The 15,147-nt window shown below is 71.2% G+C and carries 10 protein-coding genes and 1 pseudogene; 5 read left to right on the top strand and 6 right to left on the bottom strand.

Annotated elements, in window-relative coordinates:
- Positions 1 to 12: 12 nt before the first annotated feature.
- The 3 genes and pseudogenes from ACGFNU_RS43245 to ACGFNU_RS43235 all read right to left on the bottom strand — a co-directional run bounded on the left by ACGFNU_RS43245 (position 13) and on the right by ACGFNU_RS43235 (position 6,346).
- Positions 13 to 1,023: a sulfite exporter TauE/SafE family protein gene (locus ACGFNU_RS43245; RefSeq protein ID WP_392602474.1), complete on the bottom strand. Its 1,011-nt coding sequence runs from the start codon at positions 1,021 to 1,023 to the stop codon at positions 13 to 15.
- A 542-nt stretch (positions 1,024 to 1,565) separates the two neighbouring features.
- Positions 1,566 to 1,950 (bottom strand): annotated as a pseudogene (locus ACGFNU_RS43240) (two-component system response regulator); the annotation flags it as partial.
- 64 nt (positions 1,951 to 2,014) lie between these two features.
- Positions 2,015 to 6,346: a HAMP domain-containing protein gene (locus ACGFNU_RS43235; RefSeq protein ID WP_392602473.1), complete on the bottom strand. Its 4,332-nt coding sequence runs from the start codon at positions 6,344 to 6,346 to the stop codon at positions 2,015 to 2,017.
- Positions 6,347 to 6,680: 334 nt separating this feature from the next.
- Between ACGFNU_RS43235 and ACGFNU_RS43230 the strand changes: the two genes are divergently transcribed.
- Genes ACGFNU_RS43230 through ACGFNU_RS43220 form a run of 3 tightly spaced genes read left to right on the top strand, consistent with a single transcriptional unit; the run spans position 6,681 to position 9,757 of the window.
- Positions 6,681 to 9,011 (top strand): SpoIIE family protein phosphatase, encoded by a 2,331-nt coding sequence (locus tag ACGFNU_RS43230; protein WP_392602472.1) that lies wholly within the window; start codon positions 6,681 to 6,683, stop codon positions 9,009 to 9,011.
- Between the two features lie 30 nt (positions 9,012 to 9,041).
- On the top strand, positions 9,042 to 9,377 hold the full coding sequence (locus ACGFNU_RS43225) for an STAS domain-containing protein (RefSeq protein WP_392602471.1): 336 nt from the start codon (positions 9,042 to 9,044) through the stop codon (positions 9,375 to 9,377).
- Positions 9,378 to 9,388: 11 nt separating this feature from the next.
- Positions 9,389 to 9,757: an ATP-binding protein gene (locus ACGFNU_RS43220; RefSeq protein WP_392602470.1), complete on the top strand. Its 369-nt coding sequence runs from the start codon at positions 9,389 to 9,391 to the stop codon at positions 9,755 to 9,757.
- A gap of 87 nt (positions 9,758 to 9,844) precedes the next feature.
- On the opposite strand, the gene ACGFNU_RS43215 is transcribed toward ACGFNU_RS43220, so the two are convergent.
- Together ACGFNU_RS43215 and ACGFNU_RS43210 are read right to left on the bottom strand one after the other, a co-directional pair.
- Positions 9,845 to 11,188, bottom strand: a complete 1,344-nt coding sequence (locus ACGFNU_RS43215; protein WP_392602469.1) for a class II 3-deoxy-7-phosphoheptulonate synthase — start codon at positions 11,186 to 11,188, stop codon at positions 9,845 to 9,847.
- Between the two features lie 242 nt (positions 11,189 to 11,430).
- The gene (locus tag ACGFNU_RS43210; protein ID WP_392602468.1) at positions 11,431 to 12,459 is read right to left on the bottom strand and encodes an RNA polymerase sigma factor RpoD/SigA; all 1,029 of its coding nucleotides are present in this window, start codon (positions 12,457 to 12,459) and stop codon (positions 11,431 to 11,433) included.
- 130 nt (positions 12,460 to 12,589) lie between these two features.
- Between ACGFNU_RS43210 and trxA the strand changes: the two genes are divergently transcribed.
- Together trxA and ACGFNU_RS43200 are read left to right on the top strand one after the other, a co-directional pair.
- The gene (gene trxA, locus ACGFNU_RS43205) at positions 12,590 to 12,943 is read left to right on the top strand and encodes a thioredoxin (protein WP_392602467.1); all 354 of its coding nucleotides are present in this window, start codon (positions 12,590 to 12,592) and stop codon (positions 12,941 to 12,943) included.
- A gap of 72 nt (positions 12,944 to 13,015) precedes the next feature.
- Positions 13,016 to 13,876, top strand: coding sequence for a putative RNA methyltransferase (locus tag ACGFNU_RS43200; RefSeq protein WP_392602466.1), 861 nt, complete (start codon positions 13,016 to 13,018; stop codon positions 13,874 to 13,876).
- Here ACGFNU_RS43200 and ACGFNU_RS43195 read toward each other — a convergent pair.
- Positions 13,805 to 14,566: a hypothetical protein gene (locus ACGFNU_RS43195; protein ID WP_392602465.1), complete on the bottom strand. Its 762-nt coding sequence runs from the start codon at positions 14,564 to 14,566 to the stop codon at positions 13,805 to 13,807. The two genes, ACGFNU_RS43200 and ACGFNU_RS43195, sit on opposite strands and share 72 nt — an antisense overlap.
- Positions 14,567 to 15,147 lie beyond the last annotated feature (581 nt).

The following is a 15,147-nucleotide window of genomic DNA, read 5'->3' as shown; positions in this document are numbered from 1 at the left end:
GAAGGTGGCCGTCTATTCGAAGGTGATCGCGCCGGGATAGTGGCCGGACGCGCACACGAAGCGCATCCGGCCCGGCCGGGGCGTGCCCAGGTCGATGCGCGTCTCGCCGTTCACCGGGAGCACCACGTCGAGGTCGCGGGCCGGCAGCGTGAACGCGCGGGTGTGGCCGTGGGTGTTCTGCGTCCGCACGACCAGCGTCGTGCGGACGCCGGCCCGGGCGGTCAGCCGGGCGGGCCGGTACCCCTGGTCGAGAGCCCATACCGTGACGATCTGCGTGCCGGTGGCGTCCGTGTGCACGGACCGGGCCGAATCCGCGGCCGACGCCGCGTCCGCGCCGGTCTGGGGCAGCCAGCCGCCGAGCCGCAGGCCGGAGATCATCGTCCAGCCCGCGACGGCGAGCAGGGCGACGCCCAGCAGCGCCGTCAGGCGCCCGCGGAGCAGGTCCAGGGCGCGGCCGACGGTCAGGCCGACCAGGCCGAAGACCGGCGCCGTGCCCAGGACGAAGCCGGTCATGACCGCGGCGCCGCCCACCGCGGACCGGGAGGAGACGGCGAGGAGCTCCGCCGTGAGGGTCAGCCCGCACGGCACCAGCACCGTCGCGGCGCCCAGCAGGACGGGCCGCCGGAAGCGGGCAGCGCGAACGGGCACGGCGCAGTGGCCGTCGCCGGCCTCCCCGTCTTCCGCGACCGGCGCACCCCCACGTCTCCGGCGCAGGAGCCGGCCGGCGGGCGCGAAGCCGAGCAGGTCAAGGGCGAACAGGGTGAGGAGCAGGGCGGCGCAGGCCAGCAAGGCGCCCCGTACGCGAGGCCCGGGCTGCACAGCGCCGCCGAGGAGCCCGAGCGCGGCTCCGAGGACGGCGTGCGAGACCAGCTTGGCGGCGAGGAAGGCCCCCACCGGCCGGGCGGGGCTCGGCGCGTCCCGTACCGCGCCTGCCAGCAACCCGAGTTGGAGGGCGGCACAGGTGGTGGCGCCCGCCAGAAGTCCCGTCCCTGCACCGGCCAAGAAGAGCGCGGCGGTGTCCATATTGCCCCACCTCCGCAAGGGGATCGTCCCCCATCGCGGCAGCGGTCAAGCTGGGCGCGGAGGGTAGTCGTTCATATCCGTGGGGTTAGAGAAGCGCTAAGCGTCGTCGTTCCCCTCGGTGCTGTCCCTCTCGGTGTTGTTCTTCCCGATATCGCCCTGGGCCGCCTCGCCCGTGCCGCTCTGGCCGTCCGAGCCGTTGAGCGCGGTCTCGCGCGGCGGGCCGTCGCCCGCCGGGACGTCCGGCGCCGTGCCCCTCGCCGCGCCCGGCGGCGCGCCGTCCGGCGGGGTCAGCAGGGCCGACCGCAGATCGCCGACCTGCCGGTCGAGCTCCTCGAACTCCGGCCGCAGCGCGGGCGGCACCCGCGTGCCCAGCGACTTGACGTGGGCCGCCAGCTCGGTGAGCCGCGCCGCCGCGTTGGCCGACCCCAGCCCGGGCAGCCCGTCGTCGCTCTCGGCGGCGCGGGTCTGCAGGAGCGCGGCCTGCTCGCGCAGCAGCGCCGCCTGCTCCCTGAGCAGGGTCGTCTGCTCCTGGAGCTGCTTGTTCTTGTTGTGGAGCTCGACGAAGACCGAGACCTTGGCCCGCAGGACCCAGGGGTCGAAGGGCTTGGAGATGAAGTCGACGGCGCCGGCGGCGTAACCGCGGAAGGCGTAGTCGGGGTCGCTGTTGACCGCGGTGAGGAAGATGATCGGCAGGTCGCGGGTCTTCTTGCGGCGCTTGATGTCGCGCGCGGTCTCGAAGCCGTCCATGCCCGGCATGACCACGTCGAGCAGGATGACGGCGTACTCGTCGGTGAGCAGCGCCTTGAGCGCCTCCTCACCGGACCGTGCCCGGACCAGATCCTGGTCGAGCGAGCTGAGGATGGCCTCGAGCGCGATGAGGTTCTCCTCGCGGTCGTCCACGAGCAGGATCTTCGCCTTGTCGTCCACGCGCGCTCTCTCCGATCCGTTGCCCCGCCCGCCCTGTACCGCCCGCCCGCGGTCCCCCTATTTCCTAGCGGACGGTCGAGGGCTGGAGCCAGTTCCTCATCACATCGAGAAGGTGATCGACGTCGACCGGCTTGGGCACGTAGTCCGACGCGCCCGAGGCCAGGCTCTTCTCCCGATCACCCTTCATCACCTTGGCGGTGATCACGACGATCGGCAACTCGGCGAACTGCGGCATCTCCCTGATCGCGGCCGTGGTCGCGTAGCCGTCGAGCCCCGGCATCATCACGTCCATCAATACCACCGCGACGTCGGGATTACGGTGCAGGACGTCGATTCCGGCCTGGCCGTCCTCGGCGTACAGGACATCCATCCCGTATCCCTCCAGGACGCTGGTCAGCGCGAAGACGTTGCGGACGTCGTCGTCGACGATCAGCACCTTGCGGCCCGAGAGCACGGTGTCGAGGAAGTCGGCGGGCGGCTCGTCCAGCAGCCCGGTCAGGGCGGGCTCGGGCTCGCCGGTCCGGCCCGGCGCCGCCGGGTCGTCGGCCGAGCGCACCGGCTCGACCTGGGCCGCCGAGACGACCGAGGGCGGCAGGTTGCCGCCGGTGAAGCCGCCGCCCGCGATGGCCCCGGCCACGGTGCCGCCGAGACCGCCCTCGGTCAGCGCGCCGCCGGCCGGCAGCGCGCGGCCTCCGGCCAGCCCGCCGGGTCCGGTGCCGGTGGGCACCGGCTCGTCCAGCGGCAGGCCGGAGCGGCGCCGGCCGTCCGGCTCGGTGTACTGGGCGGGCAGGTAGAGCGTGAACGCGCTGCCCCGCCCGAGCTCGCTGGCCGCGTGGATCTCGCCGCCGAGCAGGCGCGCGATGTTGCGGCTGATCGACAGGCCCAGCCCGGTGCCGCCGTAGCGGCGGCTGGTGGTCCCGTCGGCCTGCTGGAACGCCTCGAAGATGATCTGGAGCTTGTCCTCGCTGATCCCGATGCCGGTGTCCATCACCCGGAACGCGATCACGTCGGGGGTGTCCCAGAGGGCGGGCAGCGTGAAGTCGATGTCGCCGGCCCGCTCGATGCGGAGCCGCACCTCGCCGTCGGCGGTGAACTTCACCGCGTTCGACAGCAGGTTGCGGAGCACCTGCTGGAGCCGCTGCTCGTCGGTGTTGAGCGTGGCCGGGACCTCGGGCGCCACCTCGACGTCGAAGTGCAGGCCCTTGTCGAGGGCCAGCGGCCGGAACGTGGCCTCGACGTAGTCGACCAGGCTGGAGACCGGCAGGCGCTGCGGGTGCAGATCCATCTTGCCCGCCTCGACCTTGGCCAGGTCCAGGATGTCGTTGATCAGCTCCAGCAGGTCGGTGCCGGAGTCGTGGATGGTCTTGGCGAACTCGACCTGCTTGTCGGTGAGGTTGCCGCCGGGGTTCTCCGACAGCAACTTGGCCAGCACCAGCAGGCTGTTGAGCGGAGTGCGCAGCTCGTGCGACATGTTGGCCAGGAACTCGGACTTGTAGCGGGAGGAGATGGCCAGCTGCTCGGCGCGCTCCTCCAGCGTCCGCCGGGCCTGCTCGATCTGGAAGTTCTGGATCTCGATGGCGCGGTTCTGCTGGGCGAGCAGCGCGGCCTTCTCCTCCAGCTCGGTGTTGGAGTGGCGAAGCTCACCCTGCTGGCGCTGCAGCTCGTCCGAGCGCTCCTGCAGCTCCTGGGCCAGCCGCTGCGACTCGGTCAGCAGCGCCTCGGTGCGGGTGTTGGCGCTGATCGCGTTGAGCGTGACCCCGATCGTCTCGATCAGCTGGTTGAAGAACGCCAGGTGCACGTCGCTGAACCGGCCGAACGAGGCGAGCTCGATCGCGCCCAGCACGGTGTCCTCGAAGATGATCGGCAGGACGATGATGTTGACCGGCGCGGCCTCGCCCAGTCCCGAGCCGATCTTGACATAGCCGGCCGGGGCGTCGGTGATCAGGATGGTCCGGCGCTCCAGCGCGGCCTGGCCGACCAGCCCCTCGCCGATCGCGAACCGCAGCCGGCCGGCGTGGCCCTTGCGCACCCCGTAGCCGGCGATGAGCGCCAGGTCGATGTCGTCGGCGGTCGGCTCGGCCAGGTAGAACGCGCCGTACTGGGCGCTCGCGGTCGGCGTCAGCTCGGTCATGATCAGCTCGGCGACCTGCATCAGGTCGCGGTGGCCCTGCATGAGGCCGCCGATCCGGGCCAGGTTGGTCTTGAGCCAGTCCTGCTCCTCGTTGGCGCGGGTGCTCTCGCGCAGCGTCGCGACCATGAGGTTGACGTTGTCGGTGAGCTCGGCCACCTCGCCGCGGGCCTCGACCGCGATGTTGCGGGTCAGGTCGCCGCGGGCCACCGCGCTGGCCACCTCGCCGATCGCCCGCACCTGGGTGGTCAGGTTGCCGGCCAGCTCGTTGACGCTCTCGGTCAGCCGCTTCCAGGTGCCCGACACGCCCTCCACCTCGGCCTGGCCGCCGAGACGGCCCTCGCTGCCGACCTCGCGGGCGACGCGGGTGACCTCGGAGGCGAACGAGGAGAGGGTGTCGACCATCGTGTTGAGGGTGGTCTTGAGCTCGAGGATCTCGCCCTGCGCGTCCACGTCGATGCGGCGGGTCAGGTCGCCGTGCGCGACCGCCGTCGCCACCTGGGCGATGTTGCGGACCTGGTAGGTCAGGTTGGACGCCATGCCGTTGACGTTCTCGGTGAGGACCTTCCACATGCCGCCGGCCCCCGGCACGATCGCCTGGCCGCCCAGGCGGCCTTCGGTGCCGACCTCGCGGGCGACGCGGGTGACCTCGTCGGCGAAGGCCGACAGCGTGTCGACCATCGTGTTGATGGTGTCCTTGAGCTGGAGGATCTCGCCCTGCGCGTCGACGGTGATCTTCTTGCCCAGGTCGCCCTCGGCGACCGCGGTGGTGACCTGGGCGATGTTGCGAACCTGCGTGGTCAGGTTGTTGGCCATCGAGTTCACGTTGTCGGTGAGGTCCTTCCAGACCCCGCTGACGCCGTGGACCCGGGCCTGGCCGCCGAGGCGGCCTTCGGTGCCGACCTCGCGGGCGACGCGGGTGACCTCGTCGGCGAAGGCCGACAGCGTGTCGACCATCGTGTTGACGGTGTCCTTGACCTGGAGGATCTCGCCCTGCGCGTCCACGGTGATCTTCTTGGTCAGGTCGCCCTCGGCGACCGCCGTGGTGACCTGCGCGATGTTGCGGACCTGGAACGTCAGGTTGGAGGCCATGCCGTTGACGTTGCTGGTCAGATCCTTCCAGACCCCGGACACGCCCGGCACGCGCGCCTGGCCGCCCAGGCGGCCTTCGGTGCCGACCTCGCGGGCGACGCGGGTGACCTCGTCGGCGAAGGCCGACAGCGTGTCGACCATCGTGTTGACGGTGTCCTTGAGCTGGAGGATCTCGCCCTGCGCGTCGACGGTGATCTTCTTGCCCAGGTCGCCCTCGGCGACCGCGGTCGTGACCTGGGCGATGTTGCGGACCTGGTAGGTCAGGTTGTTGGCCATCGCGTTGACGTTGTCGGTGAGGTCCTTCCAGACCCCGCTCACGCCCCGGACGTTGGCCTGCCCGCCCAGCTGCCCCTCGGTGCCGACCTCGCGCGCCACGCGGGTGACCTCGTCGGCGAACGCCGACAGCTGGTCGACCATCGTGTTGACGGTCAGCTTCAGCTCCTGGAGCTCGCCGGTCGCCTCGACCGTGACCTTGCGGGTCAGGTCGCCCTTGGCCACCGCCGTGGTCACCTCGGCGATGTCGCGGACCTGCGAGGTCAGCCTGCTCGCCATGGTGTTCACCGCCGCCGTCACGTCCCGCCAGCGGCCGGAGGTGCCGCGTACCGGCGCCTGCCCGCCCAGCCGGCCCTCCGTGCCGACCTCGCGGGCGAACTGGGTGACCTCCCAGGTGAACCGGTCGAGCAGCTCGACCATGCCGTTGACCGCCTTGGCCATGCGCAGCAGCTCGCCGCGCATCGGCCGGCCGTGCACCCGCAGCTCCATCCGCTTGTTGAGGTCGCCGGCGGCGACCGCCTCCACCACCTCGAACATCTCGGTGGCCAGGTCGGTGAGCTTGTCGAGGGCCGCGTTGGCGTCCTCGGCCATCGAGGTCCAGGAACCCTTGAGCGCCCCGGGCGGGATCCGGCCCTGGAGGTGCCCCTGGCCGATCTCGCGCCGCACCCGGCTCAGCCCCGAGGCCAGATGCGTGCTGTTCTCCTTGATGTCGTTCAACGCCGCCATGGCTCGTGCGATGGCACCGTCGCCGGGCAGGTCCAGCTCGACGTCGAACTTGCCGTCCCGCACCGAGGCGAGCGCCCTCAGCAGCGGTTCGAGATCGGCGTCGCTGTAGCGCGGCGTCGTGTCGGCGGACGAGCCCTCGCGGCGAGGGCGAAGCTCGTTACGGGGCATGCTCTTCATCCTCCTGGCCCGCGAATTTAGGTGGCCGGGGACCACGGACACCCCTTGAGGCCGGTATTCGTACTCTACGTTGCCAGGGCCTGGGCACCCCGCTGTTCGGCACCGTATCCCTAGGGCCCGGGGACCCTGCCGAGCAACAAGGCCCCTCGGCCGGGCCTTGTAGTCTTCGTGTTACGGTCTGTCGAGTTGTGGAGGCGAGACCGCTCTTGCCCGGCCGCGCGCCGGGCGCCCCCACCCCAGATGCCAGGGCTCTCCGGCCGAGCCTGGCCGAGCGGTCGACCTGTCTGTCACGATAGCCAGGCTGGCAATTTCCCGGTTCGAGGTGAGGACGACGTTGGAACGGCAGACGGTGTCGGCCACCTTCCCGTCCGCTGCGGCCTCGGTGGCGGACGCGCGCCGGTTCGTGCGGCGCGTCCTGGCGGACTGGGGCATGGACGAGGCCGCCGACGACGCCGTGCTGGCCACCAGCGAGCTCGCCACCAACGCGGTCACCTACGCCGGCACGGCCTTCGAGGTCGCCTGCCGGCTCGCCGACGACCAGATCCAGGTGGAGGTCCGTGATCTCCATCCCACCCGCGCGATCGCGATGCCGGGCCTCAACGCCTCCAGCGGCCGGGGCCTGCCGTCCATCGCCCGGCTGGCCGACTCGTGGGGCGTCACCTACGAGGGCCGCACCAAGGGCGTCTGGTTCCGGCTGCCGCGGCCCGGTGTCAACGGCGCCGCTCCCGCTCCCGGCGGCTCGAACGGCACCGTTCCGGAGAGCGCCGAGGGCGGGCGCGCCGGGTCGCGCCCCGATCCGGGAGCGGCCGCCCGGCGCGGTGATCTCGATCACAGTGCCGACGACGGCGGCGAGTTCAGGCGCGACGGCACCCGTGTCCCCTCCCGCCCGGGTCCTGCACGCGGCGCTCGCGGCGGCCGTGAAGGCCGCCCGGATGCCTCCCAGACCGCCCAGGACGTCCCTGCCAGCGGTGACCGGGTCCTGCGCTCACCGGCCGCGCTGGAGACCCTCGACGACGCCGTGACGTCCGTCCGTGACGCGCTCGCGGCCGACGCGGCGGCGGTGCTGCTGACCGAGCGCGACGGCCGGCTGGTCCTGGGAGCGTCCGCGGGCCTGTCCGACGAGCTGAAGTTCAGCGATCTCTCGGTGGCCGCGCTCAGCCCGGCGGCCCTCGGCGGCGGGGGCTGGGTGTCGTCCGACGCCACCGACCCGGTGGCCGCCGCGCTGCGGGCACGCTCGATCGCCGCCGCGCCGATCGAGGCGCAGGGCCGCCTGATCGGCCTGGTCGTCGCCATCGGCAGGGAGCCGGACCGGTTCGACGACGGCCACGGCGCCCGGCTCGGCCGGATCGCCGACGAGACGTCGCTGGCCCTCGAAAAGGCCAGGATCGGCGAGCTGGAACGGTCCTGGCGGGGGTGGCTGAGCTTCGTCGCCGAGGCCAGCGACCTGCTCGCCGGGACGCTCGACCAGGAGCGCACCATGGCGCTCGTCGCCCAGCTCGTCGTCCCGCGCCTGGCGCAGTGGTGCGCCGTCTACACGGTCGGCGACAGCGAGACCGCCCAGCTGGCCTACGTCTGGCACGCCGACGAGAACAGGGCGGACGGCCTCCGCGAGCTCCTCGACCAGGCCGACGTCGTGCCCGAGCTGGACGCGCCCGGGCCCTGGCACGGCCTGACCACCGCGCCGCCGGCCGTGCGGGCCGCGGCGGGCGACACGGCCGGCGACCAGGCCTACGCGTTCCCGCTCGTGGCCCGCGGGCGCCGGATCGGCACCATCGTCATCGGCCGCCCGCACGGCGACCGGTTCCCGCGCAGCGCCGTCGAGCTCGCCGAGGAGCTGAGCCGCCGCGCCGCGCTGGCCGTCGACAACGCCCGCCTCTACTCCGCCCAGACCGCGATGAGCAGCGCCCTGCAGCGCAGCCTCCTGCCGCCTGGCGTTCCCGACATCCCCGGCCTGGAGGTCGCGGTCGTGTACGAGCCGGCGGGGGAGGGCAGCGAGGTCGGCGGCGACTTCTACGACGTCTTCGAGTGCGCCGGGCAGGTGGGCGGCCCGTTCCCGGGCCAGGGCACCTCGCCGCCGTCCGCCTCCCGCTGGCGGTTCGCCATCGGCGACGTGTGCGGCACCGGCCCCGAGGCCGCCGCCGTCACCGGCCTCGCCCGGCACGCGCTGCGCATCCTCGCCGCCGAGGAGATGAGCGTCCCCGACGTGCTCGGCCGCCTCAACCGCCTCATCCTCGGCGAGGGCGAGCGGGGCCGGCTGCTGACGCTCCTGCATGGCGAGATCCGGCCACGTCCCCGGCGGGACGGCGTGACGATCAGGCTGACCAGCGCCGGCCATCCGCCGCCGCTGATCCTCGACCCGGACGGCACCGTGCGCGAGGTCGCCTCGCCGCAGCCGCTGCTGGGCGTTTTCGATCAGGTGGACTTCCACACCGATACCGTGGACCTGCGGCCCGGACAGGTACTTCTGTGCGTCACGGACGGTGTCACCGAGCGGCGGGCCGGTGCCCGGCTGCTCGGCGACGGGCACGGTCTCGAACGGCTGCTGGCCGGATGCACCGGCCTCAGCGCGGGGGCGGTCGCCGCCCGCATCCAGCGGGCGGTACGCGATTTCGGGGCGGAGCCGTCGAACGACGACGTTGCCCTCATAGTTCTCCGGGCGTCATGATGAACTCATCGATCGGTAAGGTGGGGTGGCGTGGGGCTTGCCTTGCACACGACACGACAAGAGGGTCGCGCGACGATAGCCGCGCGTGGCTCCATCGACCTGCATTCCTCCGACGAGCTGCGGGCGCGGTTGACCGAGCTCGTGGACGCGGGTGAGCGGGAGGTGGTCGTGGATCTCACCGCCGTCGACTTCTGTGACTCCTCAGGCCTCAACGTTCTGGTGCGCGCCTACAAGCACGCACGCGCGCAGAACGCGACCCTCACCGTGACCGGTGCCTACGGCAGGGTCGAGAACGTGCTGCGCACGACGGGGCTCGACCGATTCCTGATCGGCGGCCCCGCGACCGACGGATCCCCGGGCCGATAGTGGCGGACGACATGACAGAGACCACGCTCCGAGCAGCCCCGCAGACCGAGGCCGTGGAATACGCGCGGCGGCTGGCGGCACGCACCATGCGGGCCTGGTCCTTGATCGACCGGGAGGAGCTCGTCACGGCCATCGTGGCCGAGCTGGTCGCCAACGCGGTCCTGCACGCGGGCACGGCACTGGAACTGCGGCTCCAGCGCGGCTCCGGCCGGGTCCGGGTGGAGGTCCGCGACCGCGCCACCCAGATGCCCCGGCTCACCGTCCCCGGCCCCCTGGACGAGTCGCACCGCGGCCTGTTCATCGTCGATCGCTTCGCCAGCTCCTGGGGCGCCGAACCCGTCTCCGGCGGCAAGGTCGTCTGGGCCGAGGTCAGCACCTGATCCCTGATCTATGACGTGCGGGCGAGGCCGGGCCTGAGCCCGGCCTCGCCCGCCGCCGTGCCGTGACCGGCTGAAGGCAGGCCCGGTCTAGGTGTTCCGGTAGAGCTCGGCGACCATGAACGCCAGGTCCAGGGACTGGCCCCGGTTGAGACGCGGGTCACAGGCCGTCTCGTACCGCTGGTGCAGGTCGTCCTCGACGATCTCGTGACCGCCGCCGACGCACTCGGTGACGTCATCGCCGGTGAACTCGATGTGGATGCCGCCCGGGTGGGTGCCGAGCGCCCGGTGCACGTCGAAGAACCCGGCCACCTCGTCGAGCACGTCGTCGAGCCGGCGGGTCTTGTGGCCGCTCGCGGCCTCCCAGGTGTTGCCGTGCATGGGGTCGCACACCCACGCCACCGGGGACCCGTGCTGGGTGACCTTCTCGATGAGGGGCGGCAGCGCGTCGCGGATCTTGCCCGCGCCCATCCGGGTGACGAAGGTGAGGCGGCCCGGCTCGCCGTGCGGGTTGAGCTTGTCCATCAGCGCGAGCGCGTCGTCCGCGGAGGTCGTCGGCCCCAGCTTCACCCCGATCGGGTTGCGGATGCGGCTCAGGAAGTCGACATGGGCGCCGTCCAGCTGCCGGGTCCGCTCGCCGATCCACAGGAAGTGGGCCGACACGTCGTACGGCAGGCCGCTGAGGCTGTCGACACGGGTCAGCGCCCGCTCGTACTCCAGCAGCAGCGCCTCGTGGCTGGAGTAGAACTCCACGCCGTGGAACTCGTCGGGGTTGGCGCCGCACGCCTTCATGAACGTGAGGGCGCGGTCGATCTCCCCGGCCAGCCGGTCGTAGCGCCGGCCCGCCGGGCTCTGCGAGACGAAGTCCTGGTTCCAGGCGTGCACCTGCCGCAGGTCGGCGTAGCCGCCCTTGGTGAACGCGCGGCACAGGTTGAGGGTCACCGCGGAGCAGTGGTAGGCCTGCAGCAGCCGCCACGGGTCGTTGCGGCGGGATCCGGCGTCGAAGTCGAAGCCGTTGACCGCGTCGCCGCGGTAGGCGGGCAGCTCCACGCCGCCGCGGGTCTCCGTCGGCTTGGACCGCGGCTTGGCGAACTGCCCCGCCATCCGGCCGATCTTGACGACCGGCACGCTGGCGGCATAGGTCAGGACGACCGCCATCTGCAGCAACGTCTTGAGCTTGTTCTTCACCGCGTCGGCGGTGGCCCCGTCGAACGTCTCGGCGCAGTCGCCGCCCTGCAGCACGAAGGCCTCGCCGCGCGCGACGGCGGCGAGCTGCTCCTTCAGCTGGTCGCACTCACCCGCGAAGACGAGCGGCGGCTGCTTGGCGAGCTCGGCGGCGGCGGCCGCCAGCTGGCCGGGGTCGTCCCATTCGGGCTGCTGGAGAGCGGGGAGGGCGCGCCAGGCGTCGAGCTCCCCCGTGATGTCTGTGGCCATGTCGAGTGGTACCCGCGAACTGTCGATGGTGAGGTGCTGTCGGTATGAGATGCACTGTTAGACGCCGGGCATCGTCCCATGGTTGGAATGTCCCCCCGTGCAGGCCTCAGCCTATGCCACGGGCCGTGACGAGATATGAGCCACAGGGCGTGGTAACGCCGAACGGCGGCCCCGGAAGGGGCCGCCGTTCCTTGTTCTCGGTTCTCGGCGGGGGGAGCGCGTGAGCCGGGCCGTGCGAGAGGTCAGGCCGCCTTCGAGTCGGCGGCGGCGCGGACCGGGGTCCGGATCGGCCGCTCGGCGTGCACGGGGCTCGCCGGGGCGCCGGTGAGGGCGCGGCGGCCGGGGTCGGCCTCGCCCGCCAGCTGGCGGAGCCTGCGCAGCGACCGGTCGGTGATCTGCCGCACCCGGTTGTGGCTCAGGCCGTAGCGCGCGCCGATCTGGGCGTAGGAGAGCGGCTGGCCGTTGTCCATGCCGAACCGGGCGCGCAGGATCGCGGACTCGCGTTCCGGCAGGCGGTCCAGCAGGCGGCCCAGGCCCTCGAGATCGTCCAGGGCGAGGACCTCCGCCTCCGGCGTGACCGCGTCCGGATCCTCCAGCAGGTCGCCCATGGGGGTCTCGCCGGCGTCGTCGATGGTCGCGTCCAGGCTGGCCGGGTCGCGCCGCCAGCGCAGCAGCTCGTCGACGTGCTCGGGCTCGGCGCCCACGGCCCCGGCAAGCTCCTCGCGGGTGGGTTCGCGGCCGAGGTCACGGCTCAGCTGGCGCTCGGCGCGCCGCAGCCGGGACAGCTCCTCCTCGACGTGGACGGGCAGCCGGATGGTCCGGGCGGTGTGACTGAGCCCACGCCCGATGGCCTGCCGGATCCACCATGTCGCGTACGTCGAGAACTTGAACCCGCGACGGTAGTCGAACTTCTCCACCGCGCGCATGAGGCCGAGGTTGCCCTCCTGGATGAGGTCGATGAGCGGTAGCGAATCTGTGGGGTACTTGCGGGCGATGGAGACGACAAGCCGCAGGTTCGCCTCGACGAAGCGCTGCTTGGCGCGCAGCCCCGCCTCGGCGAGCTCCTTCAGCTCCTCGCGGGACACGCCCTTGGGCAGCGTGCCGTCCTCGAGCAGCTGTTCGGCGTACAGTCCCCCTTCGATCGCCTTGGCCAGGTCGACCTCTTCCACCGCGTCGAGCAGCGGCGTGCGGCCGATCCGGTCGAGGTACGCCCCGACAAGGTCCTTATCGGGGGCGTCGATCCTGTCGCCCTTGATACGGGTTGCAGCCATCCTGACCCTTCTCCGATGCGATCTCCCTAGGAGGAGAACGCTCATTACAGCTCTGTGATTCCCGGTTGGGGAATACTGCGGAGCTGTTCGCCGCTCTACCGTCCTGTACCCCGACCGAGGAGAAAACGACATGGCGACGGTCACACTGACCGCTGAGAACTTCGATGAGGTGGCCCAGGGCGAGGGCATCGTGCTGGTCGACTTCTGGGCGGCGTGGTGCGGACCGTGCCGGCGGTTCGCCCCGGTCTTCGAGAAGTCCGCGGGCAAGCACGAGGACATCACCTTCGCCAAGGTCGACACCGAGGCCCAGCCGGAGCTCTCCGAGCGGTTCGGCATCGCCTCCATCCCGACGCTGATGGCGATCCGCGACGGCGTGATCGTGTTCGCCGAGCCGGGCGCGCTGCCCGAGCCGGTACTCGAGAACGTCATCGAGCAGGTCCGCGGTCTCGACATGGACGACGTCCGAGCCCGTCTCGGCTCCTGACCGGGTCTTCGCGTCGCGTTTCCTGAACTCCCTCAGGGTGAGGCGGGGGTCGCGACCAGACTCCTTTCGTCCGTGGTCGATGATGGACCGGTGCTGGCCGACATCGTCGAATACCTGGTGTGCCCGCTGTGCGGAGCAGATCTCGCTTTGGCGGAGGGGGCGTTGCGATGCCCCTCCAGACATTCGTTCGACATCGCCAGGCAGGGTTACGCGAATCTCCTGCCTGGCGACGCGCGCGCCGGAACGGCCGACACGACCGAGATGGTGGCCGCACGTGAGGCCTTCCTCAGCGCAGGGCACTTCGCCCCTACAGCCGACCTGCTCGCGCAGCGGGTGAGTGACGAGGGCGGGCGGTGCGTCCTGGACGCGGGCGCGGGCACCGGCTACTACCTGCGTACCGTGCTGGACCGGCTCCCGGAAGCGGTGGGGCTGGCGCTCGACATCTCCAAGTACGCGGCAAGGCGGGCGGCCCGAGCCCACCCGAACGTCGGTGCTGCTGTAGCCGACCTGTGGCGACCGCTACCCGTCCGCAGCGAGAGCGTTGACGCCATCATCAACGTCTTCGCGCCGCGCAACGCGCCGGAGTTCCATCGGGTGTTGCGGCCAGGCGGTGTCCTGCACGTGGTCGCGCCCACGGAACGTCATCTGGGCTCCCTGGTGGAGTCACTAGGGCTGCTGTCCGTCGGCGAGGAGAAGACCGAGCGGATGGAACTCGCTCTCGGCGGCTACTTCCAGCCGGTGTCACGGGAGCACCTCGAGACCGAGGTGTCCTTGAGCCGGGACGACGTAGCGATGGTCGTGGGAATGGGACCGAGCGCGCATCACATTCCGGCGGAGGAACTTGCTGAACGGGTGGAGAAGCTACCCGACCCGGCCCGAGTCACCCTGTCGTTCGTGCTGACGGCGTTCCGGCCCCTCGGGCAGGACGGTTGACGCGGGCGGCGTGCTCGCTGTGAGTTCGAGCACGACCTGCGGGACGTCGCCATGCTGGACGAGGTCCCGAACACCGGGAACGTCGATCACGTCGTACACGAACGACGCGGAGACCGAACGGCCCACTCCTGACAGCAGGACACGCTGAAGTGCCTGGCCCGCCCGGAGCCACTCGGCGGGGGAGTCCCCTTGCGTGGTGAGGACGGCCTTCTGGAAACCGTCCCCACTCGTCACCGGAAGCGTGTGCAGCGCCGCGCCTTCAAGCCGGGCCGCTTCAGCCAGCTCGTTGAGGACGGGAAGCGTGGGCGGACTCCCGGCGGCCGGCCGTCCCGCCGCGAAAGGCCGCAACGTCGCGGCGAAGAGAAGCCGCTCGGACCGGGTCACCCGATGACGGCGGCCCGCCAGCCGCACCGCCGCCAGCAGCGTGGGCCGTTCGGAGTCCGGAAGCAACCGGACGACCGCGTCATGGCCGAGCTGGGCCGCCGCGAGCCGCAGATTGACCAGCGCCGCACCGCAACTGATGTGCAGACCACGGCCGGCCGGGTCATGCGCGGGCCGGAACCGGGCCTGATCCGCCCGCACCTCGATGAGCCCCGGAACGACCGTGAACCGCCAGGCGTGAACGTCATGGATGGTGGGGCCCATCGTCGCGGCGACCACACGTCGCTCCGCCGAAACGTTCAACGGCATCCCCTTCCGGACAGCGTCACCAGGACGACCCGGGGCGCGGCTGAGCGAACCGTAGCGCAACGGAAAGCGCGGAATGTAGTGGATGACCTGCGAAGTTTTGGACTCCAGCCGCTCGCCCGTCACTCCGATTTGACGCTTTGGACAAGGCGGCTTAATGTCTTGCCTGCCCCGAGGGATGCGGGACGCCGAGAGGCGGACGGCCCTGGGGGAGTCCAGATCGGAAAACCGGTTCGAGCTTCACTCGGACTGCTGTACGATGGTCTGGCCAGCCCGGAACGGGATGTCAGGACGCCGCAAGGTGGCCGGCCCGATGGGCGCCCCAACGAGACGAAGTCACAGATCTTTGATCTGTGTGCCTCGGCACGTCGGGACTACGTCGCTCTCCACTCGTCAAAAAGATCTTCACAAGATCGACTTGACAGGGGAGAATGACAAGGTAAGTTAGCAGGGTTGCCCCGGAGCCGGGCGCCGCGGATGCGGTGGTCTGGCGCGGTGGGTGTCCGTTTCTTGAGAACTCAACAGCGTGTTAAAAGCCAGTGCCTTTATCGGTCAGGCAGATTGATGTCTGGCCGCCCCGTGGC

Origin of the sequence: Spirillospora sp. NPDC048911, from assembly GCF_043198015.1 — a bacterium.
In the GTDB taxonomy this organism is placed as follows: domain Bacteria; phylum Actinomycetota; class Actinomycetes; order Streptosporangiales; family Streptosporangiaceae; genus Spirillospora.
This window is presented reverse-complemented; position numbering and strand designations above follow the sequence as displayed.